21 protein-coding genes are annotated in these 25,126 nt (G+C 61.1%); 11 read left to right on the top strand and 10 right to left on the bottom strand.

Annotation, left to right across the window (positions count from 1 at the left end; translation table 11 throughout):
* Nucleotides 1-38: 38 nt before the first annotated feature.
* On the bottom strand, nt 39-509 hold the full coding sequence (ybaK, locus tag ABQX22_RS22895; protein WP_349802156.1) for a Cys-tRNA(Pro) deacylase: 471 nt from the start codon (nt 507-509) through the stop codon (nt 39-41).
* A 236-nt stretch (nt 510-745) separates the two neighbouring features.
* Between ybaK and glpK the strand changes: the two genes are divergently transcribed.
* From glpK to ABQX22_RS22850, 9 genes are all read left to right on the top strand, one after another.
* Nucleotides 746-2,251 (top strand): glycerol kinase GlpK, encoded by a 1,506-nt coding sequence (gene glpK / locus ABQX22_RS22890; protein WP_349802155.1) that lies wholly within the window; start codon nt 746-748, stop codon nt 2,249-2,251.
* 180 nt (nt 2,252-2,431) lie between these two features.
* Nucleotides 2,432-3,187: a DeoR/GlpR family transcriptional regulator gene (locus tag ABQX22_RS22885; protein ID WP_349802154.1), complete on the top strand. Its 756-nt coding sequence runs from the start codon at nt 2,432-2,434 to the stop codon at nt 3,185-3,187.
* 301 nt (nt 3,188-3,488) lie between these two features.
* Complete coding sequence (glpD, locus tag ABQX22_RS22880; RefSeq protein WP_349802153.1) at nt 3,489-5,027, top strand: glycerol-3-phosphate dehydrogenase; 1,539 nt, start codon at nt 3,489-3,491, stop codon at nt 5,025-5,027.
* Nucleotides 5,028-5,408: 381 nt separating this feature from the next.
* Nucleotides 5,409-6,323, top strand: a complete 915-nt coding sequence (locus tag ABQX22_RS22875; RefSeq protein ID WP_349802152.1) for a glutamate/aspartate ABC transporter substrate-binding protein — start codon at nt 5,409-5,411, stop codon at nt 6,321-6,323.
* Between the two features lie 113 nt (nt 6,324-6,436).
* Nucleotides 6,437-7,183 carry an amino acid ABC transporter permease gene (locus tag ABQX22_RS22870; RefSeq protein WP_349802151.1) on the top strand — a complete coding sequence of 249 codons (747 nt, stop codon included), beginning with the start codon at nt 6,437-6,439 and terminating at the stop codon, nt 7,181-7,183.
* A complete protein-coding gene (locus tag ABQX22_RS22865) occupies nt 7,183-7,848 on the top strand; it encodes an amino acid ABC transporter permease (RefSeq protein WP_349802150.1) in 666 nt (221 codons plus the stop codon). The genes ABQX22_RS22870 and ABQX22_RS22865 overlap by 1 nt, the downstream gene beginning before the upstream one ends.
* Nucleotides 7,845-8,579, top strand: coding sequence for an amino acid ABC transporter ATP-binding protein (locus tag ABQX22_RS22860; protein ID WP_349802149.1), 735 nt, complete (start codon nt 7,845-7,847; stop codon nt 8,577-8,579). Before ABQX22_RS22865 ends, ABQX22_RS22860 begins: the two co-directional genes overlap by 4 nt.
* Nucleotides 8,580-8,735: 156 nt before the next feature.
* On the top strand, nt 8,736-10,553 hold the full coding sequence (locus ABQX22_RS22855) for a sensor histidine kinase (protein ID WP_349802148.1): 1,818 nt from the start codon (nt 8,736-8,738) through the stop codon (nt 10,551-10,553).
* A 138-nt stretch (nt 10,554-10,691) separates the two neighbouring features.
* A complete protein-coding gene (locus ABQX22_RS22850) occupies nt 10,692-12,017 on the top strand; it encodes a sigma-54-dependent transcriptional regulator (RefSeq protein ID WP_349802147.1) in 1,326 nt (441 codons plus the stop codon).
* Nucleotides 12,018-12,219: 202 nt separating this feature from the next.
* Here the strand turns inward: ABQX22_RS22850 and ABQX22_RS22845 are convergent, their stop codons facing one another.
* From ABQX22_RS22845 to metE, 7 genes are all read right to left on the bottom strand, one after another.
* Nucleotides 12,220-13,152 carry a PfkB family carbohydrate kinase gene (locus ABQX22_RS22845; RefSeq protein WP_349802146.1) on the bottom strand — a complete coding sequence of 311 codons (933 nt, stop codon included), beginning with the start codon at nt 13,150-13,152 and terminating at the stop codon, nt 12,220-12,222.
* Nucleotides 13,142-14,611, bottom strand: coding sequence for a purine-cytosine permease family protein (locus ABQX22_RS22840; RefSeq protein WP_349802145.1), 1,470 nt, complete (start codon nt 14,609-14,611; stop codon nt 13,142-13,144). The genes ABQX22_RS22845 and ABQX22_RS22840 overlap by 11 nt, the downstream gene beginning before the upstream one ends.
* Nucleotides 14,612-14,776: 165 nt before the next feature.
* Nucleotides 14,777-15,793, bottom strand: coding sequence for an ADP-ribosylglycohydrolase family protein (locus ABQX22_RS22835; protein ID WP_349802144.1), 1,017 nt, complete (start codon nt 15,791-15,793; stop codon nt 14,777-14,779).
* Nucleotides 15,790-16,467, bottom strand: coding sequence for a GntR family transcriptional regulator (locus ABQX22_RS22830; protein ID WP_349802143.1), 678 nt, complete (start codon nt 16,465-16,467; stop codon nt 15,790-15,792). The genes ABQX22_RS22835 and ABQX22_RS22830 overlap by 4 nt, the downstream gene beginning before the upstream one ends.
* Nucleotides 16,468-16,683: 216 nt before the next feature.
* Nucleotides 16,684-17,340: a DsbA family oxidoreductase gene (locus ABQX22_RS22825; RefSeq protein WP_349802142.1), complete on the bottom strand. Its 657-nt coding sequence runs from the start codon at nt 17,338-17,340 to the stop codon at nt 16,684-16,686.
* Between the two features lie 165 nt (nt 17,341-17,505).
* Complete coding sequence (locus ABQX22_RS22820; RefSeq protein WP_349802141.1) at nt 17,506-18,480, bottom strand: alpha/beta fold hydrolase; 975 nt, start codon at nt 18,478-18,480, stop codon at nt 17,506-17,508.
* A 147-nt stretch (nt 18,481-18,627) separates the two neighbouring features.
* The gene (metE, locus tag ABQX22_RS22815) at nt 18,628-20,949 is read right to left on the bottom strand and encodes a 5-methyltetrahydropteroyltriglutamate--homocysteine S-methyltransferase (protein WP_349802140.1); all 2,322 of its coding nucleotides are present in this window, start codon (nt 20,947-20,949) and stop codon (nt 18,628-18,630) included.
* Nucleotides 20,950-21,056: 107 nt separating this feature from the next.
* Here metE and metR point away from each other — a divergent pair, with 107 nt between their 5' ends.
* Nucleotides 21,057-21,974 carry a transcriptional regulator MetR gene (gene metR, locus ABQX22_RS22810; protein WP_349802139.1) on the top strand — a complete coding sequence of 306 codons (918 nt, stop codon included), beginning with the start codon at nt 21,057-21,059 and terminating at the stop codon, nt 21,972-21,974.
* A gap of 128 nt (nt 21,975-22,102) precedes the next feature.
* Here metR and ddlA read toward each other — a convergent pair whose 3' ends face one another.
* Together ddlA and ABQX22_RS22800 are read right to left on the bottom strand one after the other, a co-directional pair.
* Entirely contained in the window at nt 22,103-23,194 is a 1,092-nt protein-coding gene (gene ddlA, locus ABQX22_RS22805; RefSeq protein ID WP_349802138.1) for a D-alanine--D-alanine ligase, read from the bottom strand.
* Nucleotides 23,195-23,361: 167 nt separating this feature from the next.
* Nucleotides 23,362-23,643 carry a type B 50S ribosomal protein L31 gene (locus ABQX22_RS22800; RefSeq protein WP_349802137.1) on the bottom strand — a complete coding sequence of 94 codons (282 nt, stop codon included), beginning with the start codon at nt 23,641-23,643 and terminating at the stop codon, nt 23,362-23,364.
* A 281-nt stretch (nt 23,644-23,924) separates the two neighbouring features.
* On the opposite strand from ABQX22_RS22800, the gene ABQX22_RS22795 reads away from it, so the two are divergent.
* Complete coding sequence (locus ABQX22_RS22795) at nt 23,925-25,058, top strand: OpgC domain-containing protein (RefSeq protein WP_349802136.1); 1,134 nt, start codon at nt 23,925-23,927, stop codon at nt 25,056-25,058.
* The last annotated feature ends 68 nt before the right edge of the window (nt 25,059-25,126 follow it).

Raw genomic sequence — 25,126 nt, 5'->3', positions numbered from 1 at the left:
AGGTGTCACTGATTCAGAGCGTTTGAGGCGCATCTGGATCAATCACGGCCAATTTGCGCAAATGTCGCATGGGTATGCTCAGCGAGTACAGCAGCAGACAACTCAACTTCAAGTCCACGTCGTCCGGCGCTGACGAAGATGGTTTCGAAAGGCTGGGCCGACACGTCAATGAAGGTGCGCAGCCTTTTCTTCTGACCTAACGGACTGATGCCGCCCAACAGATAGCCGGTGGCCCGTTGCGCGGCGGCCGGGTCGGCCATTTCTGCTTTCTTCGCGCCGGCAGCGTGGGCCAGCGCCTTGAGGTCCAGGGTGCCCACCACGGGCACAACGGCCACCAGCAACTCATTTTTTTCGGTGCTGGCCAGCAGGGTCTTGAACACCTGAGACGGTTGCAGATTCAGTTTCTCGGCCGCTTCCAGACCGTAGGAAGCCGCCTTGGGATCGTGCTCATAGCTGTGAATACGGTGTTCGGCGCGCGCTTTTTTCAACAGGTCCAATGCGGGGGTCATGCGGGCACTCCAGACGTACCGGGCAGTGTGTGGGCGGGTGCGTCTACTTTAGGGCATCTGCTGCGCAAACGCTTTAGTCACGGCGCAAACGCGACTGTTCAGTTTCGACTTTGACACGCTTCGTTTATGTCTATATTTTTTCGAATACGAATATCCGCATCTGCATTGCCGCACACATGGGTCCTACCGGAATTTGCACGTAAACTGACGCCACGCTTTACTACCAGGCAATCGACATGACTGACACAGAAAATAAAAATTACATCATTGCCCTTGATCAAGGGACCACCAGCTCCCGGGCTATCGTCTTCGACCGCGACGCCAACGTGGTCAGCACCGCGCAGAGTGAGTTCGTCCAGCATTACCCGCAGCCTGGCTGGGTCGAGCATGACCCGATGGAAATCTTCGCCAGCCAGACCGCCTGCATGACCAAGGTCCTGGCCCAGGCCAACCTGCACCACAACCAGATCGCCGCCATCGGCATCACCAACCAGCGTGAAACCACGGTGGTCTGGGAAAAGGACACCGGCCGTCCGATCTATAACGCCGTGGTCTGGCAGTGCCGTCGCAGTACCGAGATCTGTCAGCAGCTCAAGCGCGACGGTCTCGAGGATTACATCAAGGACACCACCGGACTGGTGATCGATCCTTACTTTTCCGGCAGCAAACTCAAATGGATTCTCGACCACGTTGAAGGCAGCCGTGAACGCGCCCGCCGCGGTGAGTTGATGTTCGGCACCATCGATAGTTGGCTGATCTGGAAATTCACCGGCGGCACGACCCACGTCACCGATTACACCAACGCCTCGCGCACCATGATGTTCAACATCCATACGCTGGAGTGGGATCAGCGCATGCTCGACGTGCTGGACGTGCCGCGCGAAATGCTGCCGCAGGTCAAGTCATCGTCCGAGGTCTATGGCCACAGCAAGAGCGGCATCCCTATCGCAGGCATTGCCGGCGACCAGCAATCGGCACTGTTCGGGCAGATGTGCGTTGAACCCGGTCAAGCCAAGAACACCTACGGCACCGGCTGCTTCCTGCTGATGAACACCGGCAAGAAGGCGGTCAAATCCAACCACGGCCTGCTGACCACCATCGGTTGCGGTCCACGGGGCGAAGTGGCCTATGCGCTGGAAGGCGCCGTGTTCAACGGCGGGTCGACCGTGCAGTGGCTGCGCGACGAGCTGAAAATCGTCAACGACTCCATGGACACCGAATACTTCGCCACCAAAGTCAAAGACAGCAACGGCGTGTACCTGGTCCCGGCGTTCACCGGCCTCGGCGCGCCGTATTGGGACCCCTACGCCCGCGGCGCCTTGTTCGGCCTGACCCGTGGCGTCAAAGTCGACCACATCATCCGCGCCGCGCTTGAATCCATCGCTTACCAGACCCGTGACGTGCTCGATGCCATGCAGCAGGATGCCGGCGAGCGCTTGAAGTCGTTGCGTGTTGACGGCGGCGCGGTGGCCAACAACTTCCTGATGCAGTTTCAGGCCGACATTCTGGGCACCGAAGTGGAGCGCCCGAAAATGCGCGAGACCACCGCGTTGGGCGCCGCTTACCTGGCGGGCCTGGCCATCGGCTTCTGGAGCAGCCTGGACGAGTTGAAAGACAAGGCGGTTATCGAGCGCCGGTTCGAACCGCAATGCGATGAAGCGCAAAAGGAAAAGCTCTACGCCGGCTGGAAGAAAGCGGTAGACCGTACCCGCGACTGGGAGCCGCACGAAACGGCGGAGTGATTACCGCCCTCTCCCTGTAGGAGCGAACTTGTTCGCGAGGCGTCACGGCTGACAGACCGCGTCAGCCGTTTCGCCAACAAGTTGGCTCCTACAGAAGGTCTCTTCACGCTTCAGATTTTTCCGGCTGACAGGTAATACACGCCTGCGGCATGATGGGCGCCTGTGTCCGAAGGAAAAAAAATGAATCTGCCACCCCGTCAACAGCAGATCCTGGAGCTGGTCCGCGAACGCGGCTACGTCAGCATTGAGGAAATGGCGCAATTATTCGTCGTGACCCCGCAAACCATCCGTCGCGACATCAATCAGTTGGCGGAAATGAACCTGCTGCGTCGTTACCACGGCGGCGCCGCTTACGACTCCAGCATCGAAAACACCGCTTACGCCATGCGTGCCGATCAGATGCGCGATGAAAAGCAGCGCATCGCCGAAGCGATTGCCGCGCAGATCCCCGATCACGCCTCCCTGTTCATCAACATCGGTACCACCACCGAATCCATCGCTCGCGCCCTGCTCAATCACAACCACCTGAAGATCATCACCAACAACCTGCACGTTGCGTCGATCCTCAGTGGCAAGGACGACTTCGAAGTACTGCTGGCCGGCGGCAATGTGCGGCGTGACGGCGGCGTCGTCGGTCAGGCCAGCGTCGATTTCATTACCCAGTTCAAAGTGGATTTCGCGCTGGTGGGCATCAGCGGCATCGACGAAGACGGCAGCCTGCTGGATTTCGATTATCAGGAAGTCCGGGTGTCCCAAGCCATCATCGCCAATGCCCGGCAAGTGATTCTGGCCGCCGACTCCAGCAAGTTCGGGCGTAACGCGATGGTTCGACTGGGCCCGATCACCCTGATCGACTGCCTGGTCACCGATCAGGAGCCAGTGCCCGCCCTGGCGCGGTTGCTGACGCAGAACAAGATTCGGTTGGAAGTGGTTTAACCCTTATTTCGAAGTTTGCCGCTCCGCTCTGTAGGAGCGCGCTTGCCCGCGATCAGAGTGTGTCAGTCAACAAATAGCTCAAAGCAAGGCACCATCGCGGGCAAGCGCGCTCCTACAGCTGCTCGCTAACTATGTTCACTTTTGTTCCTTTCCCCGCCCCTTGATCAGTATTTTCAATCAATCCCGGCTGGCTGGTGCCTTCTGTTTGCGCTATGATTTTCGGAAATGAACATAAATGTTCGAATTCGTTACTTTCGATCATCGTTCGAACTTCTAGACAAACTGCTCACAGGAGGCTCCGATGCCCCATTCCACACTGCCCACCCCGCCGCTTTCCGAGGTCTACGACATCGCTGTCATCGGGGGTGGCATCAACGGTGTCGGAATCGCGGCGGACGCTTCCGGGCGCGGTCTGAGTGTTTTCCTCTGCGAAAAGGACGATCTGGCCAGCCACACTTCCTCCGCCAGCAGTAAGCTCATCCACGGCGGCCTGCGTTACCTTGAGCACTACGAGTTCCGGCTGGTGCGTGAAGCGCTGGCAGAACGCGAAGTGCTGCTGGACAAAGCCCCCCATATCGTCAAACCCATGCGTTTTGTTTTGCCCCATCGCCCGCACCTGCGCCCGGCGTGGATGATTCGTGCCGGTCTGTTCCTTTATGACCACTTGGGCAAACGCGAAAAACTCCCCGGCTCGAAGAACCTCAAGTTCGGCGCCGACAGCCCACTCAAATCCACTATTACCCACGGTTTCGAATATTCGGACTGCTGGGTCGACGACGCCCGCCTGGTGGTCCTTAACGCGATGGCCGCTCGGGAAAAAGGCGCGCATATCCACACACAGACTCGTTGCCTGAACGCGCGCCGCAGCCATGGCCTGTGGCATATGAACATGGAGCGCGCCGACGGCAGCCTGTTTTCGATCCGTGCCAAGGCGCTGGTCAACGCCGCCGGGCCATGGGTGGCGAAATTCATCCGTGAAGACCTGAAGCTGGAATCGCAGTACGGCATCCGCCTGATTCAGGGCAGCCATTTGATCGTGCCGAAACTGTACGAAGGCGAAAACGCGTTCATCCTCCAGAACGAAGATCAGCGCATCGTGTTCGCGATTCCGTACCTGGATCACTTCACCATCATTGGCACGACTGACCGCGAATACACCGGCGACCCGGCCAAAGTCGCCATCACCGAGGGTGAAACGGACTACCTGCTCAAGATCGTCAACGAGCACTTCAAGGCGCAACTGAGCCGGGACGACATCATCCGTACCTACTCCGGCGTGCGTCCGTTGTGCAACGACGAATCCGACAACCCGTCTGCGATCACGCGCGACTACACGCTCTCTTTGTCCGGCAGTGCCGAAGAAGCGCCGATTCTGTCGGTGTTCGGCGGCAAGCTGACCACCTACCGCAAGCTGGCAGAATCCGCTCTGCAACAGCTGGCGCCGTTCTTCCCGCAGATGAAGCCAAGCTGGACGGCGAAAAGCAGCCTGCCCGGTGGCGAAAATATGACGACGCCGGCGGCGCTGGCCACCGAATTGCAACAGCGTTGCCCTTGGTTGCCGGCGCAAATTGCCCGGCGCTGGTCGATCACTTATGGCAGCCGCAGCCTGCGCATCGTCGAAGGCGTGCAGGGTCTGGCTGACATGGGTGAGCACCTGGGCGGCGGTTTGTATTCGCGCGAAGTCGACTACCTGTGCAGTGCCGAATGGGCAACCCAGGCCGACGACATCCTGTGGCGCCGGACCAAGCTGGGCCTGTTCACCACCGCTGAAGAACATCAGAACGTGCGGGTTTATCTGGAAAAGGTGGCCAGCGGCAAGGGCGCTATCGCTGCGGCCTGAAAACGCATACATCCCGTGGGAGGGAGCTTGCTCGTGAGATAAGGGGGCTACGCGAAATAGGTGGTGTCTGATCTGACGCTGTCGCGAGCAAGCTCCCTCCCACACTGCACCGCCATCCGCATTCGGATTTCCGAACGCACACCTCCGCTTTATTCGGCATTCCGTCCTTCGCCTTCCCATCTTTTTCCCCCTCGAAAACTAAAACGCTTGCCCATCAACACGTTAGCCCCGCCGGCGTGCTTGGCATGAGTCATGCTCTACACTTGTGCATGACTGTCTCGACCGTAGCGTGCGCCTGATTGGGCCGCCGTTGAGGCGTTGTAAAACAAGCGGGCTGTCTCGAACCGGTCCCATAAAAAAAACAAAGTTGAGGATTCATTGATGCGCATCGTTCCCCATCTCCTAGGCGCAGCTGTCGCTGCCGCTTTGATCACCACCCCGGTTTTCGCCGCCGAACTCACCGGCACGCTCAAGAAAATCAAAGAGTCCGGCACTATCACGCTCGGTCACCGCGACTCCTCCATTCCGTTTTCCTACATCGCCGACGCCTCGGGCGTGCCGGTTGGCTACTCCCACGATATCCAGCTGAAGATCGTCGAAGCGATCAAGAAAGACCTGGACATGCCGGACCTGAAGGTCAAGTACAACCTGGTCACCTCGCAAACCCGTATCCCGCTGGTGCAGAACGGCACCGTCGACGTTGAGTGTGGCTCCACCACCAACAACGCAGAGCGCGGCCAGCAAGTCGATTTCTCCGTCGGGATCTTCGAGATCGGCACCCGCCTGCTCTCCAAAGCCGATTCGTCCTACAAGGACTTCGACGACCTGAAGGGCAAAAACGTCGTCACCACCGCCGGCACGACGTCCGAGCGCATCATCAAGTCCATGAACGCCGACAAGCAGATGGGCATGAACGTGATTTCCGCCAAGGACCACGGTGAATCGTTCCAGATGCTGGAATCGGGTCGCGCCGTTGCGTTCATGATGGATGACGCGCTGCTCGCCGGTGAAATGGCCAAGGCCAAAAAGCCCACCGATTGGGCCGTGACCGGTACCGCGCAGTCCTATGAAATCTACGGTTGCATGGTGCGCAAGGGCGATGCGGACTTCAAGAAAGCCGTCGATGACGCCATCCTCGCAACGTTCAAGTCAGGCGATATCAACACGATCTACGCCAAGTGGTTTACCCAGCCGATCCCACCGAAAGGCCTGAACCTGAACTTCCAGATGAGCGACGAGCTCAAGGCGCTGATCGCCAATCCGACCGACAAGCCCGCCCCGGACAAGAAGGCCTGAGCATCCGCGCTCAAGCCCCAACCGTGAATGCCTGATCCTGGGGAGCCGTCGGTTCCTCAGGATCGGTTGATAAAAAAAAGCGTGCATAACGATCGATCAGAGGGGAGACCCTGATGAATTACAACTGGGACTGGAGCGTGTTCTTCAAGTCCACGGGCGTTGGCAGCGAGACCTATCTGGACTGGTACATCACCGGGCTGGGCTGGACCATCGCGATTGCCGTCGCCGCCTGGATCATCGCCTTACTCCTGGGCTCAGTGCTCGGAGTCATGCGCACGGTGCCAAACCGTCTGGTATCGACCATCGCCACGGTTTACGTGGAAATCTTCCGTAATGTGCCACTGCTGGTGCAGCTGTTCATCTGGTACTTCCTGGTGCCGGACCTGCTGCCGGAACACCTGCAGGAGTGGTACAAGCAAGACCTGAATCCAACCACCTCGGCGTTTCTGAGCGTTGTCGTGTGCCTGGGCCTGTTCACCGCCGCGCGCGTTTGCGAACAGGTGCGCACCGGCATCCAGGCGTTGCCCCGCGGGCAGGAATCCGCCGCCCGGGCGATGGGTTTCAAACTGCCGCAAATCTACTGGAACGTGCTGTTGCCCCAGGCGTACCGGATCATCATTCCACCGCTCACTTCCGAATTCCTCAACGTGTTCAAGAACTCGTCGGTGGCCTCGCTGATCGGCCTGATGGAGTTGCTGGCACAGACCAAACAGACCGCCGAATTCTCGGCCAACCTGTTCGAAGCCTTCACCCTGGCGACGTTGATCTACTTCACCCTGAACATGAGCCTGATGCTGCTGATGCGCGTGATCGAGAAGAAAGTCGCGGTGCCCGGCCTGATCTCCGTGGGGGGTAAATAATGGACTTCTCCGGAATTGTCCCGGCCATCCCCGGCCTGTGGAACGGCATGGTCATGACCCTGCAACTGATGGTCATGGGCGTCGTGGGCGGCATCATCCTCGGTACGCTGCTGGCATTGATGCGGCTGTCGTCGAGCAAGTTGATGGCCAATGTCGCCGGCGCGTACGTGAACTACTTCCGTTCGATCCCGCTGCTGTTGGTCATCACCTGGTTCTACCTGGCGGTGCCGTTCGTATTGCGCTGGATCACCGGCGAAGACACGCCGATCGGTGCGTTCACCTCCTGCGTCGTCGCCTTCATGATGTTTGAAGCGGCGTACTTCTGCGAAATCGTGCGCGCCGGTGTGCAATCGATCTCCCGCGGCCAGATGGGCGCGGCACAAGCGCTGGGCATGACGTATGGCCAGATGATGCGCCTGATCATCCTGCCCCAGGCGTTCCGCAAGATGACGCCGCTGCTCCTGCAGCAGAGCATCATCCTGTTTCAGGACACCTCGCTGGTCTACACCGTGGGCCTGGTGGACTTCCTCAACGCCTCTCGCTCCAGCGGCGACATCATCGGCCGCTCCAATGAATTCCTGATCTTCGCTGGTCTGGTCTACTTCATCATCAGCTTTGCGGCCTCGCGCCTGGTGAAGCTTCTGCAGAAAAGGTTTGCCGTATGATTTCCATCAAAAACGTCAATAAATGGTACGGGGACTTTCAGGTACTGACCGATTGCAGCACCGAGGTCGCCAAGGGCGAAGTGGTGGTGGTCTGCGGCCCCTCGGGCTCGGGCAAATCGACCCTGATCAAATGCGTCAACGCACTGGAGCCGTTCCAGAAAGGTGACGTAGTGGTCGATGGCACCTCCATCGCCGACCCGAAGACCAACCTGCCGAAACTGCGCTCGCGGGTGGGCATGGTGTTCCAGCATTTCGAGCTGTTCCCGCACTTGACCATCGTCGAAAACCTGACCATCGCGCAGATCAAGGTGCTGGGCCGCAGCAAGGAAGAAGCCACGAAAAAAGGCCTGGCGCTGCTCGAACGTGTCGGCTTGTCGGCCCACGCGCACAAACACCCGGGCCAGCTCTCGGGCGGTCAGCAGCAGCGCGTGGCGATTGCCCGCGCCCTGGCGATGGACCCGGTAGTGATGCTGTTCGACGAACCAACCTCGGCGCTGGACCCGGAAATGGTCAACGAGGTACTGGACGTCATGGTGCAACTGGCCCAGGAAGGCATGACCATGATGTGCGTGACCCACGAAATGGGGTTTGCGCGCAAAGTGGCTAATCGGGTGATCTTCATGGATCAGGGCCAGATCGTCGAAGATTGCGCCAAGGAGGACTTCTTCGGTGATGTCAGCGCTCGCTCCGAACGCGCCCAGCATTTCCTCGCCAAAATCCTGCAGCACTAAAACGCCTCACAAGGGCACACAATCAGTCGGCCGTTCGTTTCCGCTACCCGGGAACGCACGGCTGGCCGGTCCAGGATGACTGTGATGAAATGCGCTCCCCCTCTCTATCGCGATCCGCCGCCCTCACTTGCCGTGAAACCCCGCCTGATACGCCACATGTCGCTGCCGCCGCTGATCGTCCTGCTGATGATCGGCCTGGGTTACGTCAGCTATCTGTTCAGCGAAACCAATGGCATCAAGGCGTTGAGTGAAAACGGCGAGCGTCAGCTCGAGCTACATGCGCGCACCGTCGAAAGCGAGATCAACAAATACAACTATCTGCCCAGCGTGCTGGAGCTTGAATCCAACGTCTCGGACCTGCTCAACGAGCCGTCGCCCGAGCTGCGCGGCAAGGTCAACGATTACCTCGAAGGGCTCAATCGCCGCAGCCGCAGCCGCGCGATCTATGTGCTCGACACCACGGGCCGGGTGCTGGCCACCAGCAACTGGCGCGATGCCGACAGTTATCTGGGCGAAGACCTGTCCTTCCGCGCCTATTATCAAGACGCCATTCGTGGCCTGCCGGGTCGTTTTTACGGGATCGGCAGCACCACCGGCGAGCCGGGCTACTACCTGGCCCACGGGCTGGAGGAGAAAGGCAAGATCATCGGCGTGGCGGTGATCAAAGTCCGCCTTGAGGCGCTGGAAGAACGCTGGCAACGGGCGCGGCTGGAAGCGTACGTCAGCGACGAAAACGGCATCATCATTCTGTCCAGCGACCCGGCCCGACGCCTGAAATCGGTACGCCCCCTCACCCCTGAAATCAAAGAGCGACTGGCCCGCAGCCTGCAGTACTACTGGTGGCCGCTCAACGAGTTGGTGCCGCTGGAACGCCAATCGATTTCCGAGGGAGTGGAGAAGCTGACGTTCCCGGCCAACAGCAGCGTCGATCACGAGCACACCGTGGTCAGTTATCTGGCCCAGACCCGGGACCTGGCCGACACGCCGTGGCACCTGACGTTGTTGACGCCACTGCAAGACCTGCGCCGCGAGGCGGCCAATCAAGGCATGCTGGTGGCGGTGGCCTGCGCGCTGGTGGCGTTTTTGCTGATCGCCTGGAACGAGCGGCGCAAGGTCATTTCCACACGCCTGGCCGCTCGCGAAGCACTGGAACAGGCCAACAACGAGCTGGAGCGTCGGATTACCGAACGCACCGCCGACCTGCGCGCCAGCAACGAGCGGCTCAAGGGTCAGATTCGCGAACGGCGACACGCGGAAGACACGTTGCGTCAGGCCCAGGACGAGCTGGTGCAGGCCGGCAAGCTGGCTGCTATTGGCCAGATGTCGACCAGCATTGCGCATGAACTCAACCAGCCCTTGGCGGCGTTGCGCACCTTGTCCGGCAACACGGTCCGCTTCATCGAACGTGGCGCGCTGGACACCGCCAGCGCCAATCTGCGCACGATCAATGATCTGGTGGACCGCATGGGCCGGATCACCGCCAGCCTGCGCGCCTTTGCCCGGCGCGGCGAAGACAAGGGCCAGTCGTCGCTGGGTAAAGCGGTCGACGCCGCCCTGCAACTGCTCGCCGCTCGCCTGGAGAAAAGCGCGCTGCAGGTGCACCAGAATTTCAACGACGTCGCGCTGATGATCGATCAGACGCGGCTGGAGCAGATATTGGTCAACCTCATCGGTAACGCGCTGGACGCCATGCAGGCCCAGCCGCTGCCCGAGCTGTGGCTGGAAGGTGAGGCAGTGGAAGGACGTTATCGCTTGCGGGTGCGGGACAACGGTCACGGCATCGACGCCGAAGCGCGCAAGCACCTGTTCGAGCCGTTTTACACCACCAAACCGGGGGAGCAAGGCCTCGGCCTGGGCCTGACCTTGTCCGCCAGCCTTGCTGCAGCGGCAGGCGGCAGTCTGAACGCCGAACATCCTTCTGAAGGCGGGACGGTGTTTGTGTTGAGCGTGCCGTTGGTGGGGGTGAGTGCGTGAAAAACCGCCGGATACAAACCCCTTGTAGGAGCGCGCTTGCCCGCGATTGCGGTGTGACAGACGACATCGATATCGCTGACCCACCGCAATCGCGGGCAAGCGCGCTCCTACAACGAGCCTTACCAATTGGAACCTCCAATGACCACTGACCTCACCGTCCTCATCGTCGAAGACGACCCCCACGTACTGCTCGGCTGCCAGCAGGCACTGGCGCTGGAAGATATCCACAGCGAGGGCGTGGGCAGCGCCGAAGAAGCATTGCAACGGGTTGGGGACAACTTCGCAGGCATCGTCGTGAGTGACATTCGTCTGCCGGGCATTGATGGCCTGGAACTGCTGACCCGGCTGAAGGCCCGCGACCGCAGTCTCCCGGTGGTGCTGATCACCGGGCACGGCGACGTGTCGATGGCGGTCAATGCCATGCGCGATGGCGCCTACGATTTCATGGAAAAGCCCTTCTCCCCGGAACGGCTGGTGGACGTGGTACGCCGGGCGCTGGAGCAACGCGGGCTGGCCCGGGAGGTCTGGTCGCTGCGCAAGCAACTGGCCGAACGCGACTCGCTGGAAGGCAGGATCATTGGCCGCTCCCCCGCCATGCAGGCACTGCGGGCGCTGATCGCCAACGTCGCCGACACCTCGGCCAACGTGCTGATCGAAGGCGAAACCGGCACCGGCAAGGAACTGGTCGCCCGTTGCCTGCATGATTTCAGCCGTCGGCACTCAAAACAGTTCGTCGCCCTGAACTGCGGCGGGTTGCCGGAAAACCTGTTTGAAAGCGAGATCTTCGGTCACGAAGCCAATGCGTTCACGGGCGCGGGCAAGCGCCGGATCGGCAAGATCGAACACGCGCACAACGGCACGCTGTTTCTCGATGAAGTAGAAAGCATGCCGATCAATCTGCAGATCAAACTGCTGCGGGTGTTGCAGGAACGCACCCTGGAACGGCTCGGCTCGAACCAGAGCGTGGCGGTGGATTGCCGGGTCATCGCCGCGACCAAATCGGACCTGGCCGAGCTGAGCAAGGTCAGCCAGTTCCGCAGCGACCTGTATTACCGGCTGAACGTGGTAACCCTGGAATTGCCGCCGTTGCGAGAGCGACGCGAAGACATCCTGCAGCTGTTCGAGCATTTCCTGCAGTTGTCGGCGTTGCGTTTTGATCGCGAGACGCCGCCACTGGACCCGCAGACCATGGCCGCATTGATGGGCCATGACTGGCCGGGCAACGTGCGGGAACTGCGCAACGTGGCCGAGCGCTATGCGCTAGGCCTGCCGGCGTTCAAGAAAAGCGGCACCGCCGTAGACAGCCATGACCTTGGGTTTTTCGAAGCCGTGGAGGCGTTCGAGAAAAACCTGCTCAGTGAAGCGTTGCACCGCAGCGGCGGCAACCTGACCCAGGCCAGCCAGGAACTGGGCATGGCCAAGACCACGTTGTTCGACAAGGTTAAAAAGTATGGGTTGGGGTGATGCACTGATCGCCGATTGCTTCTGGCCGGAGGCCGTGGGAGCTGGCTTGCCTGCGATCTGCCGGGAACCGGCAGCAAAACCTGTGAAACCAGTTCATCAGGGGTACCGAGGTGCCTGATGTGGGGCTGGTGCCCAGCCCATCGCTGCCGTCGTAACCTCCGAGAGCTCCTACGCCCTCCGGGCAGAACCAAAAGCCCTGTACCTACAGGTCTGCATTGGCGTTGATCAAGTCATCCACTTCCACTGCCGTCGGCGCGGTCGCCGGGCCCCAGCGGGTCACGGCGATGGCGGCGGCCGCGTTGGCGCGCAAAGCCGCCTGTTCGGCTGAACATCCAGCAGCCAGGTTCGCCAGCAGCACACCGGCATGGGCATCGCCCGCGCCATTGGTGTCAATGGCCGTCACGGGAAAACCACGCACACACTGTGTCTGGCGTCCCTGGCGGATCCAGCAGCCCTGCGGCCCGTCCCGCACCACGATCAACGCGCTGTCGCTGAGCAACTCACTCAGCCGGTCCAGCGCCTCGGCCATCCCTTCACATTGAGTGAAACGCAGCGCCTCTTCGCAGTTGCTGGTCCATAGCGTGATGAGCGGCAACACCGCCGCCATCTCCGGACCGGCTGGCGAATTCACCAGCGGGCCCGGATCAAACACCACGCCGGTCCCCACAGGCAGACCGGACAACCAGGTCAACAGGCTCGGCACTTTCGCCGCGTGCAACAGGCTGTAACCGCTGACGAACACGTAGTCCTCGGGCTGCACTGCCACGCTGTTCAAGTCCTGCAACGACAGCCCGCCTTCGGCCCCGACGTAGGAAATAAACGAGCGCTCTGCGGACGGCTCGATCAGCGCCACCGACAAGCCGGTGTCCTGATCACCGGAGGCGGACGCCGCGATTTCGATGCCTTCAGCCGCCATGGACTGACGCGCCAGGTCGCCGAAACGCCCGGTGCCGTGACGTCCCAGATACACCGTGTGCAGACCATTCCTACAGGCAGCGGCCATCACATTGAAGCCCCCGCCGGTTTCGAACGTCGCGGAACGGGCCAGCACGTCACCGCCCGAACGGGGCAGCGCGTCCAGGGCCATGACCAGGTCAACCACGACCTGGCCGGTATAAAGCAATCTAGCGGGCATGAGCAGACTCGTGTGAGGCAAGGCGGCGGTCGCGAGCCCCGCCCAGCAGTGCGTACAGGCCACCGGCGACTACGAAGGTCACGATCCAGCCCAGGCCGTTGTGGCCGAACCAGGAGTCGGAGAGGAAACCCTTGAACAGAACGTTCTCCGGGGTGGTGGCCACGGTGGTGAAGCTAAAGCCGAGGATGATCGCCAACGCCCAGGCACCGACGGCACGCCATTCCACGCCGCCGCGATACCAGTAGGCACTCGTTGCGGTGGTGTCCATCAGGTCGTTGGCCGAGTAGTAATGACGATGAATCAGGTCAACGATGAAGATCCCGACCCATGCGGTGATCGGCACCGCCAGCATGGAAATGAAGGTGATGAACGGGCCGTAGAAACTGTCCGCGATCAGCATGAAGTAGATGGAGCCAGCGAAGATCGCCACGATATCCACAATCACCGCATGCACGCGCTTGATCTTCAGCCCCAGGGTCAGGGTGGTCAGACCGGCCGAGTACACCGACAGATTGTTCGACAGCAGCAGGCCGCCGAAGGCTGTGATCAGGTACGGCACCGCCATCCAGGTTGGCAGCAGTTCGCGAATCGCGATGATCGGGTCCGTGGCCGAGGCCAGATGGTCGTTGCCCACCGACAGCAGCCCGCCAAGGGTGATCAACAGCACCAGCGGAATGCCCGCGCCAAACGCCGCCGACGCCACCAGCCCGGCCGCTTTTACGCTGCGATGCTGATAGCGCGACATGTCCGCACCGGCGTTGGCCCAGCCGATGCCGGTGCCCGCCGCCATGGTGCCGACGCCGATGATCATGGCGCTGAGCGGGGCTGGCGTGGCGTTGAACACGGCGGTCCAGTCAATGTGGGCAATGAGGAAACCGCCGACCACGATGTTCAACGCACCGAAGATGTAGGTCGCCCATTTCTGGATTACCAGCAGCGTGGCGTGGCCCAGACCCGACACCGACAACGTCATCAGCACGAAGATCGCAATGAACACCAGGGTCAGCCCCGGCGCGCTCTTGGCCTCCACCGGGGTGCCGAACAGGATCGCGCACAGCGACAGCAGCACGAAGGCGGCTGTGGTGGTGTTGACGGTTTCCCAGCCCAGGCGAGACATCAACGAGACGATGGTAGGACCGATGTTGCCGCGCACGCCGAAAATGGCACGGGACAGTGTCAGGCTCGGCGCACGACCGCGTCGGCCAGCAATGGAAATCACCCCCACCACCGCGAACGAACCCGCCGCGCCGAGAATGGCGACGATGATCGCCTGCCAGATGGACAGACCGCGAAACGCGATAAGGGTCGCGCCCAGTGGCAGTCCGAGGATGCTGATGTTGGCCGCGAACCAGACCCAGAACAGTTGCAGCGGATGGCCGTTGCACTCGTTTTCCGGGACCGGCTCGATGCCGCGTGTTTCAAGTTGTCCTGCGCCTTGAGTGGCGTTGGATGACGTCATGGGGATGCTCCTGTTGCCGTTTATTCTGGTTGTGGGCAGTGCGCAATCCAAACGACATCCCTGTCATGCGGGCTTTTCAGCGTGTGAAAAGCCTCGCGTCGCGGCCGATGTACCGGTCGCAACTGTCGATCTTATTAATATGTGCTCTGTTGCTGCGCGGGGCTGTCAGGCCGAGCGCAGGGACAGCAATTGCTCGACCAGCGGCGCCAATTCCAGGTCGTTGACGGTTTTGATCTGCTCGATCATGTCCGCAGGCCAGGCGTTCAGGCCGTGGCAGGCACCGAGCATCGCGCCGAGGATCGCCGCGATGGTGTCGGTGTCGCCGCCCAGACTGGCGGCCATGCATACCGCATCAAATGCCTGCAGCCGACCGGCCGCGACCTGATGCGCCAGGGCGAACGCCGCCACCACCGATTCCTGGGACGCTACCGATGTGCCAATGACGTCGTAGATCAGGGTCGGCAGTTGATGGTTGTCGCAACCGGCGCACAGGGTTTCGGCCCACTGAATGCGCGCGGCGATACGTCCACCGGCAACCCAATGCCCGAATTGCTCGGCCTGCTGCGCAATGCTCACGCCGACCTGCAACGCGTGACTCAGCGTCCGGCCGTTGATCCCGGCTGAAATCACTGCTGCCACCGCCGCCGCGCTGGAGATCCCCAGCGTGGTGTTGTGCGTCACCTGGCACGCCTGCACGACGGCCTGCACGAACTGCGCTTCATCGTTCACGTCAGCAGCAATGCCGACGGGTGTGATGCGCATCGCCGCGCCGTTGGTGGTGCCGAAGCGTCCGGCTTCCTCAGGGCTGTGGCCTGCCAGAATCATTTCGATCGCGCGCTTGGTCGACGGGCCCAGCAAGTCCTGCGAGCCTTTGGCCTGCATGGCGGCTTCCCACTCAATCAGGCTGTGTGCGAGGTCCGACGGCACGATCCGCCCTCCCCCGGTCACCAGCAATTGGCCGACCAGCACCGCTTGTTCGGTGTCGTCAGTGATGGAACCGGCCGGCATGTTCGGCGCAATCGGCTGATCGGCGTCAGCCGCCGTCAGCGTGGTGATGCGATCAAAGCGCTGCTTGATCTGCTCGCGGCTCAACGACTGGGTGGGCATGCCCAGGGCGTCGCCGAGCGCCAGGCCGTAAAAAGCACCGAGGGCGCGGTCGCGGGTATTGATGAGGCCGGTCATAAGGCGCTTCCAAAAGCGAGGTGCAGACGAAAATGCACGGGATCGAGCAGGCTTTCCACGTGTTCCATGAAACGTTCACGCCGGTCGTAAGTGGTGCGCAAGGCTTTGAGGAAGACAGTGCCGGGCTCGCGCATCACCCAGATGGCATCGTCGGACGTCAGCGGCTCGGCACCGATCCATTGATCGCCGCGATTCCCGACAAAGCCATGGGCCGCGAGGGTGATGGTCAGCGAATTGTCGATCAGCCCGGTTTTCGGGAGATTCTCCAGCCCATCGCTGGCCGGGACCAGCGCGCGTTCCAGCGACACGACGCTGCCGTCGGCCGCGCTGCGACGGCGGTCCAGAGCGATGAAGTGACGCGTGCCGAAGCGGCTTTCCAGGTCCGGACGCTCGACTTCCACCAGCCGCAGGATCTCGGTGTCGATCCGCGCACCGGTGTCAGCCAGGGCCTGGGCCCAGCCGCTGCGTTGATCCAGGGAAATGCCGTCGTAGGTGACGATCGAACCGACACCCGATTGGGTGGCGATGTAATTGCGCCGCTTGAGTTCGGACAGCGCTTCACGCAGCGTGCCGCGGCTGACATCGAATTCCTGCGCCAGCAAATGCTCGCCGGGCAGCAGGTCGCCGGACTCCATCTCTCCGGATTCGATGCGTCGGGCGAGCTCGTCGACCACGCGTTTTTTCTTGTCAAATCGAACATGTCTAATCATGTACAAATTGATAGCGGAAACAGGGGTTCCTGAGCAAGCATTTTTTGTTACAGATCAGATTTTAGTGGCGTCAGTCCTGGCGCCTCCGCAGACCGGTTTGCTCCCACATGAGCATCCTTCATCCCGTGGGAACGGACCTGTCCGCGAAGAAGCTGTAGCGGATGGAGCAAGAATCAGCGGTTAAACCAACTTGCTCTGCTCATCGATCACCTGACGAATGGCACCTACAAAAACGTCCACCGGCTGGCCGCCCGACACGGCGTATTGGTCGTTGAAGACGATGGTCGGCACCGAACTGACCCCGCGCGACACCCACAGCTGTTCCAACTCGCGAACGTCTGCGGCGTACTCGTCAGAGCTCAGAATCGCCTCGGCGCGCACTCGATCCAGCCCGACTTTCTGCGCGGTGTCGGCCAGCACGCGAGGGCTGGATGGGTCGGCATGCTGGCTGAAATACGCGGTGAACAGCGCGCTTTTCAATTCGTGCTGTTTGCCCTCCAGCTCAGCCCAGTGCAACAGCCGATGGGCATCGAACGTGTTGTAGATCCGCCGCTCGCCCGGCTTGAACACAAACCCCAGCTCAGCGCCGCGCTCACGGATGTTTTCCTGATTGGCTTTGAGCTGTTGCGGGGTCGAGCCGTACTTCTCAGCGATGTGTTCGTTGAGATCCTGACCTTCGGGGGGCATGTTCGGGTTGAGTTCGAACGGCTGGAAGTGGATCTGCGCAGAAACGTCGTCGCCGATGTACTCCAGCGCCTGATCCAGGGCACGCAAGCCGATGACACACCACGGGCAGGAAACGTCGGAAATGAAATCGATTTTCAGCGGAGTGCTCATGAAAAGTCTCACTCGTTGGGGGAAACTTCGCACGATACGCCGACCGGACTCGCACGCAACCCCCGTGTAGGAGCGCGCTTGCCCGCGATTGCAGTGGGACAGCCAACACCTTCATTTCTGACACACCGAATCGCGGGCAAGCGCGCTCCTACCTCTGGATCGCGCTCAGAGCTGAGCCACGTGAGAGGCTTCCTCACGATGTTCCCGCAAATACGGCAACACCGCCCCCAGCAACGGCGCTTTGAAGGCCTCCTGGAAACGATGGGCCAACCCGGGAATCAACTTCAGCTGGCTGCCCTGGATATGCGCCGCGACGTGAATCCCGTGCATCACCGGCAACAAAGGATCGGCCGTACCGTGCACCACCAGCGTGGGCACGCGCAGGCGATTGAGCAGTTCGACCCGGCTCGGTTCGGCCAGGATGGCCAGAATCTGCCGCTTCACCCCTTCAGGATTGAACGCCCGGTCGTAGGACGCGGCCGCCTGCTGCAGCAGTGCCTGCCGGTCGTCCTTGATGTCCGGGCTGCCCAACGCGGCCAGCAAATCGGCTTGTTGCTCCAGCGCCGTCTGACGATCAGGTGCTCCACGCCGCGCCAGCAATTGCAGTAAGGCCGGGCTCGGCATCGGCAGGCCCGGTGCGCCGGAACTGGTCATGATCAGTGTCAGGGTTTCGATCCGCTGCGGCGCCATGTCCGCCAGGTGCTGGGCGATCATGCCGCCCATGCTCGCGCCCAGCACGTGAAACTGCTCAACGTGCAACGCGTCCATCAGGCCCAGCGCGTCCTGGGCCATGTCGGTCAGCGAATACGGTGCCGAGACCGGCAGGCCGATCTTGTAGCGCAGCACTTCGTAGGTCAGGTTCGGGGAAGGCGGCGCCTGCACCCAGGTCGACAGGCCGACGTCCCGGTTGTCGTAGCGAATGACCCGGAAGCCCTGCTCGCATAGCGCCGCCACGACCTCATCTGGCCAGTGAATCAATTGCCCGCCCAGCCCCATCACCAGCAGCAACGCCGGGTCGGACGCTCGACCGATGCTTTGGTACGCCAGGTGCACGTCGCCCAGTTCGGCCACTTGCGTGGGAACGTTGACGTCGCATCGAGAAGCCGCAAAAGACGGCAGGCCGCACAATAAGGCAGCCAAAAAAAGTAGAACCCGCATGAAAACACCGAAACACAGAACCCCAGTAGGCCGCGAGTCTGATGATGTTTTCAAAAGCGCGCTGCCACAGTTGCGTGACAGTTTGATGAAGGGGGCTCAACGGTATGAGCGACCTTCGTTTTGATGTTGTTACGCCAACGCCCTTCGCAACTGCCGCGCCGCCGCCACCATGTTCACCAGCGCCGCTTCCGTCTCCGGCCAGGCGCGGGTCTTCAGGCCGCAATCGGGATTGACCCACAAGCGCTCGGCAGGGATGTGTTTCACCGCCTGGGTCATCAGCCCGACAATCTGCGCGGTGTCAGGCACCTGGGGCGAATGGATGTCGTAGACGCCGGGGCCGATGTCATTGGGGTACGCAAATGCCTTGAAGGCCTGGAGCAGCTCCATGTTCGAGCGCGACGTCTCGATGGTAATGACGTCGGCGTCCATGGCGGCGATGGACTGGATCACGTCGTTGAATTCGCTGTAGCACATGTGGGTGTGGATCTGGGTTTCATCGCGCACGCCGGACGCGCACAATCGGAACGCTTCGACTGACCACTCCAGATACGCCTGCCATTGCGCCCGACGCAGGGGCAAACCCTCGCGGAAGGCGGCTTCGTCGATCTGTACGATCTTGATCCCCACCTGTTCCAGGTCCACCACCTCGTCGCGGATCGCCAGCGCCAGTTGCTGCGCCTGCACCTGGCGCGACACGTCTTCACGCGGGAAGGACCACATCAGCATGGTCACCGGTCCCGTCAGCATGCCTTTCATGACCTTGTCGGTCAGGCTTTGCGCGTAACGGATCCAGTCCACGGTCATGGCCGCCGGGCGACTCAGGTCCCCGACGATCACCGCCGGTTTCACGCAGCGCGAACCGTAACTCTGGACCCAGCCAAACCGGCTGAACGCGTAACCGTCCAGCTGCTCGGCGAAATACTCGACCATGTCATTGCGCTCGGCCTCGCCGTGCACCAGCACGTCCAGGCCCAGACGCTCCTGCGCTTCGACGGCATGGCGGATTTCCGCGCGCATCGCGTCGTGGTAGTCGTTGGCCGACAGCTTGCCCTGCTTCCAGGCCTGGCGTGCCAGGCGGATCGACGCCGTCTGTGGGAATGAGCCAATGGTGGTGGTCGGAAACGCTGGAAGATTCAGTCGGGCGCTTTGCACCCTGATGCGTTCGACAAACGGCGACTGACGCTGGCTGTCGGCGGCAGTGATGGCGGCCAGACGGGCCTGAACCTCGGGTTTGTGAATCCGGGCAGATTGCAGACGACTGCTCTGCACGGCGCGGCTTTCGGCCAATGCCGCCTTAACTGGCGGCGCCTGGGGCGTGTTCAACGCAGTCTTGAGCACAGCGATTTCGTCGCACTTCTGCACCGCAAAGGCGAGCCAGCTTTTGAGCTCGGCATCGAACTGGTCTTCACGCCGTACATCCACCGGGCTGTGCAGCAGCGAGCAGGAACTGGCCACCCACAGGTTATCGGCGAACCGCAGTTGCGCTTCTTTCAACAACGCCAGCGCGTGGTCGAGATCGCAGCGCCAGACATTGCGACCGTTGATCACGCCCAGTGACAGGACTTTGTAGGTCGGCAGCCGATCCAGCACCAGCGCCAGCTGCTCCGGTGCCCGGACCAGGTCCACGTGCAAGCCATCCACCGGCAGCGAAACCGCCAGCCCGAGGTTGTCTTCCAGCCCGCCGAAGTAGGTCGCAATGAGCTTTTTCAGCGGCGAGTATTGCAGGCTGTGATAGGCGCGTTCGAAAGCGCTCTTCCAGTCCTGCGGCAGGTCCAGGCTCAGGATCGGCTCATCGATCTGCACCCACTCCACGCCCTGCGCCGCCAGACGCCCCAGGATTTCGCCGTAGATCGGCAGCAGGCGGTCCAGCAAATCGAGCTTGTCGAAGCCGTCACCCTGGGCCTTGCCCAGCCACAGATACGTGAGGGGGCCGATCAACACCGGCTTGACGCGGTGGCCCAGGGCGATGGCTTCATCGACTTCTTCGAACAGCTGTTCCCAATTGAGGGTGAAACGTTGGTCGTGGGTGAATTCCGGGACCAGGTAGTGGTAGTTGGTATCGAACCACTTGGTCAGTTCCAGAGCATGTTGCGGGGTGCCTTCGGCGTCGTGGGCACTGGCGCAGCAACCAGCGGTCGCCCCACGGGCCATGGCGAACAGGGTGTCGAGGGTTGGCAGGCGCCGCGGGTTTTTGGTCTGGGCGAAGCGCTCGGGAATCACGCCAAAGGTCAGTGAGTGAGTCAGGACCTGGTCGTACCAGGCGAAATCGCCGACGGGCAGCAAGTCGATCCCGGCGTCTTTTTGCAATTGCCAATGCGCAGCACGCAAATCGCGGCCCACCGCGCGCAGGCCGTCTTCGGTCAGATCGCCCTTCCAGTACGCTTCCAGTGCTTTTTTCAGTTCACGATCCGCGCCGATACGCGGGAATCCAAGGGTGTGGGACAGGGCCATGACAGGTCCTCCATGCAAAAGATGGCACCATTGTCGACACTGGACACAACATGAGACAAACTCATTGTATTCGTGTTGAACACAAATTTTACTCATGGAGCACAGCAGTGCTGGAAATACGCCACCTGAAAACCCTGCATGCCCTACGCGAAGCCGACAGCCTGGTGGACGCGGCTGATCGGTTGCATCTGACACAGTCGGCGTTGTCACACCAGTTCAAGGAACTGGAAGAACGCATGGGCATGCCGCTGTTCGTGCGCAAGACCAAACCTGTGCGCTTCACCAGCGCCGGATTGCGTTTGCTGCAGCTGGCCGACTCGATGCTGCCGCAACTGCGGGCGGCCGAACGCGACATCTCACGGCTGGCGGGCGGTGTGGCCGGGCGCTTGCACATGGCGATCGAGTGCCACAGTTGCTTTCAGTGGCTGATGCCGACCATCGATCAGTTTCGTGACGCGTGGCCTGAAGTCGAGCTGGACCTGGCGTCAGGTTTTGCCTTCGCGCCCCTGCCCGCCCTGGCCCGTGGCGATCTCGATCTGGTGGTGACGTCGGACCCGCTGGAGCTGGTGGGCATTACCTATGTGCCTTTGTTCACCTACGAAGCGATGCTGGCGGTGGCCAATCAGCACGCGCTGGCGCACAAGCCGTACATCGTGCCGGAAGACCTGACCGCCGAAACGCTGATCACTTACCCGGTGGAGCGTGATCGACTGGACATCTTCACCCGTTTTCTGGAGCCCGCCGATGTAGAGCCGGCGCAGGTACGAACCTCCGAACTGACAGTGATGATGATGCAGCTTGTCGCCAGCGGTCGCGGCGTGTGTGGGATGCCGCACTGGGCGCTGCATGAATACAGCTCACGGGGTTACGTAAAAGCCAAGCGGCTGGGTGAGAAAGGTCTGTTTGCCACGCTGTACGCCGGCATCCGGGCCGACATGCTGGACGCGCCGTACATGCGGGATTTTCTGCTGACGGCGAAAGACACGTCGTTCTCGACGCTGGACGGGGTGAGTGCGGTTCGTTAAAAGCGCCGGACGAACGCTTTTGTAGGAGCTGACGAGCCGCCGAAGGCTGCGATTGCGAAGCGTCAGACAAATCGCATCGCAGCCTTCGGCGGCTCGTCAGCTCCTACAGTTCGTGAAACGCAGCGGTATCAGGCAAACGCCTCATGCTTCAACGCGCCCTTCTCAGCGGCACGTTCCAGGGCGAACACGATCAAGCGATCAATCAGCTCGGGGTACGTCAGCCCGCTGGCCTGCCACAGCTTGGGGTACATGCTGATGGAGGTGAAACCGGGCAGCGTATTGACCTCGTTGATGACGATTTCCTGCGCCTGCGTGACGAAGAAATCAACCCGGGCCAGACCCGTGCAACCCAGCACACGGTAGGCCTGCAACGCCACGGCGCGGACCCCGTCGCTGAGGTCCTGGGGCATGTCGGCGGGAATCGCGATGCGAGCCTGACCGTCGTTCAAGTACTTGGTGTCGTAGGCGTAAAACTCGTCGTTGGCGATGACTTCGCCGCACACACTGACCTGCGGCTCACGGTTGCCGAGCACCGCGCATTCCACTTCGCGCCCCACCATGCCCTGCTCGATCAACACCTTGGTGTCGTAGTCGAAGGCCAGTTTCAGCGCGTCGACAAAACCGGCCTCGTCAGTGACCTTGCTGACCCCAACCGAGGAGCCCTGGCACGCCGGCTTGACGAACATCGGCACGCCCAATTGCGCCGAAGCAATGGCGAAATCCAGCGTCTGGCCGCGTTCGAGCACCAGAAACGGCGCCACCGCAATGCCAGCGTCGCGCAGCAGACGCTTGGTCACGTCCTTGTCCATGCACGCTGCCGAGCTGAGCACGTCCGGCCCGACACAGGGGATGTCCATCAGCCGCAACAGCCCTTGCAGCGAGCCGTCCTCGCCCAGGTTGCCGTGGATCAGCGGGAACACCACGTCAATAAGCGGCAGCTCCAGGCCGGTCTCGGTTTCAACGAATTGCGCCTGCGCATTACCCGGCAGGAGCGACAGCACACGGCCGGCTTCGCTGAGTTTGATGGTCGACGGATCGGTGGGGTTCTGCAGGTAGTCGCGCTCATCGAAACGCAGCCAACGGCCTTGTTTGTCGACGCCGATCAGGGTGATGGAATAGCTGTTGCGATCAATCGCGTTGATCACATTGCGTGCCGATTGCAGCGACACTTCGTGTTCGGAGGACTGACCGCCGAAGACGATGGCGACTGATTTTTTCAAAGCACAAACTCCTGGATTTCAGGCCGCAGAGCTAAAAGCAATTTGCGGCGTTCGTCCAGCCCTACGATCAGGTGTTTGACGGAATGTTGCGCTCTTTTTTGCAGGCACAAAAAACCCGCGGCCTGAAAGAGTCCTTGGAATCTTCCAGAGCGCGGGTGGTTGAGCGGTCATTCAGCGGCAGATGAATCTTTCTTGCCACCTGAGCCGAAGGTTGCGAAACGCTTGTTAAAGCCTGCAATGCGGCCTTCGGTCGTGGTCTTGCGCTGCTGACCGGTGTACATCGGGTGCGAGGCGCTGGACACGTCGAGGGCAACGTAAGGGTAGGTGTTGCCATCGGTGTGCTGTTGCGTGCGATCGGTGTCGACGGTGGAGCCGATGAGGAAAAACACATCGGCGGCAGTGTCGTGAAACAGCACCGGGCGGTAGGCGGGATGGATATCGGGTTTCATGTCTGTCTCCAGATTTAAGTGATCATGTAATACGTTATACAGTAACAAACAGGAGAAGTTCAATCCGACGTGTTGATTGGTCATGGGCGACGGCTCCGCGCTGCGACAGCTCGCAGTCAGTGTTTTCGGCGGCGACAGCCCGAGACATTCTGTAATACGCACCCTTTGCGTTCACAGGGCAAACCCGCCACCCTTCGCGCCGCCGCCAGCTCTGGCAGGCGGTGCGCAACGACGGCCGCCCCTGGCTGTCACTATCACATTGACTTCAAGAGCCCACCGTCATGACGAATGGACGCGATCATCGAATCGACTTCTTTCGCGGCCTGGCGCTGATCTTCATTTTTTGGGATCACGTGCCGGACAACCCCTTTGCCCAACTGACCCTGCGCAACTTCGGCTTCAGTGATGCCGCCGAAGTGTTCGTTTTCCTCGCCGGATACGCCGCCGTACTGGCCTACGGACGAATCGCCCACCGCGACGGATTCGTCGTCGCCTGCGTGCGCATCCTGCGTCGGACCTGGGTGCTGTACGTCGTGCATATCTTCCTGCTGACGCTGCTGATGGGCATCGTCTTCGTCGCCAACAATCACGTCGAAACCCGGGACATGGTCCAGGAAATGGGGCTTGAGTATTTCGTCGGCAACCCTCAGCAGGCCTTGGCCGACGAACTGCTGCTGCGCTTCAAGCCCAACCTCACCGATCCGCTGCCGCTCTATATCTTGCTGATGCTGGCGTTGCCATTGATCCTGCCGATCATGCTGCGCAAGGCCGAAGTGGCCGTCGGCTTGTCGGTGGCGCTGTACGCCATGGTGCCGCTGCTGGGCTGGAACCTGTCGGCGTACGAAGGCGGCGGTGTCTGGTATTTCAACCCGGTGGCATGGCAATTGATCTTCATCCTCGGCGGCGCCTGCGCCATGTATTCGCAGCGTCAGCCTGTTGCCCACCCTCTTCGTCCGCTTGGCGTTCAGCCACTCTTTTTGATCGCCGCCGTGTACTTGCTGGTGACCGGAATCATCACCTTTTTGTGGAAGTTTTCCACCGTTCACGACGCCCTGGTGCCCACAGCGTTGAGCGAACTGATCTACCCCATCAGCAAGACCGATCTGTCACTGCCGCGTCTGCTGCACTTCATCTCCCTGATGTACGTCGTCGCCAAAGCGCTGCCGACCTCCCACGCCTGGCTCGACAACTGGCCCGCACAGCAAACCTGCCGCATGGGCCGCTACTCGCTGGAAATCTTCTGCCTGGGCGTGCTGCTTGCGCCACTGGCCGACATGGCCAACGCCCTGGCGGGAGACACCTGGCAAATAAGGGTTATCACCGGCTTGCTGGGGTTGGGGTTGATGCTGCTGATGTCGAACTTCCTGGAGCTGAACAAACGGCTGGGCACGCCCGCGCAGGTGGCGCGGGTTTGAGAACGGGGTCTCACTGAGGCCTTGCTTCGGAATTTTCCTACTGGTTTATCAGGCAAAGGTTTCTCGCT

Origin of the sequence: Xanthomonas sp. WHRI 1810A, from assembly GCF_040202885.1 — a bacterium.
In the GTDB taxonomy this organism is placed as follows: Bacteria; Pseudomonadota; Gammaproteobacteria; order Pseudomonadales; family Pseudomonadaceae; genus Aquipseudomonas.
This window is presented reverse-complemented; position numbering and strand designations above follow the sequence as displayed.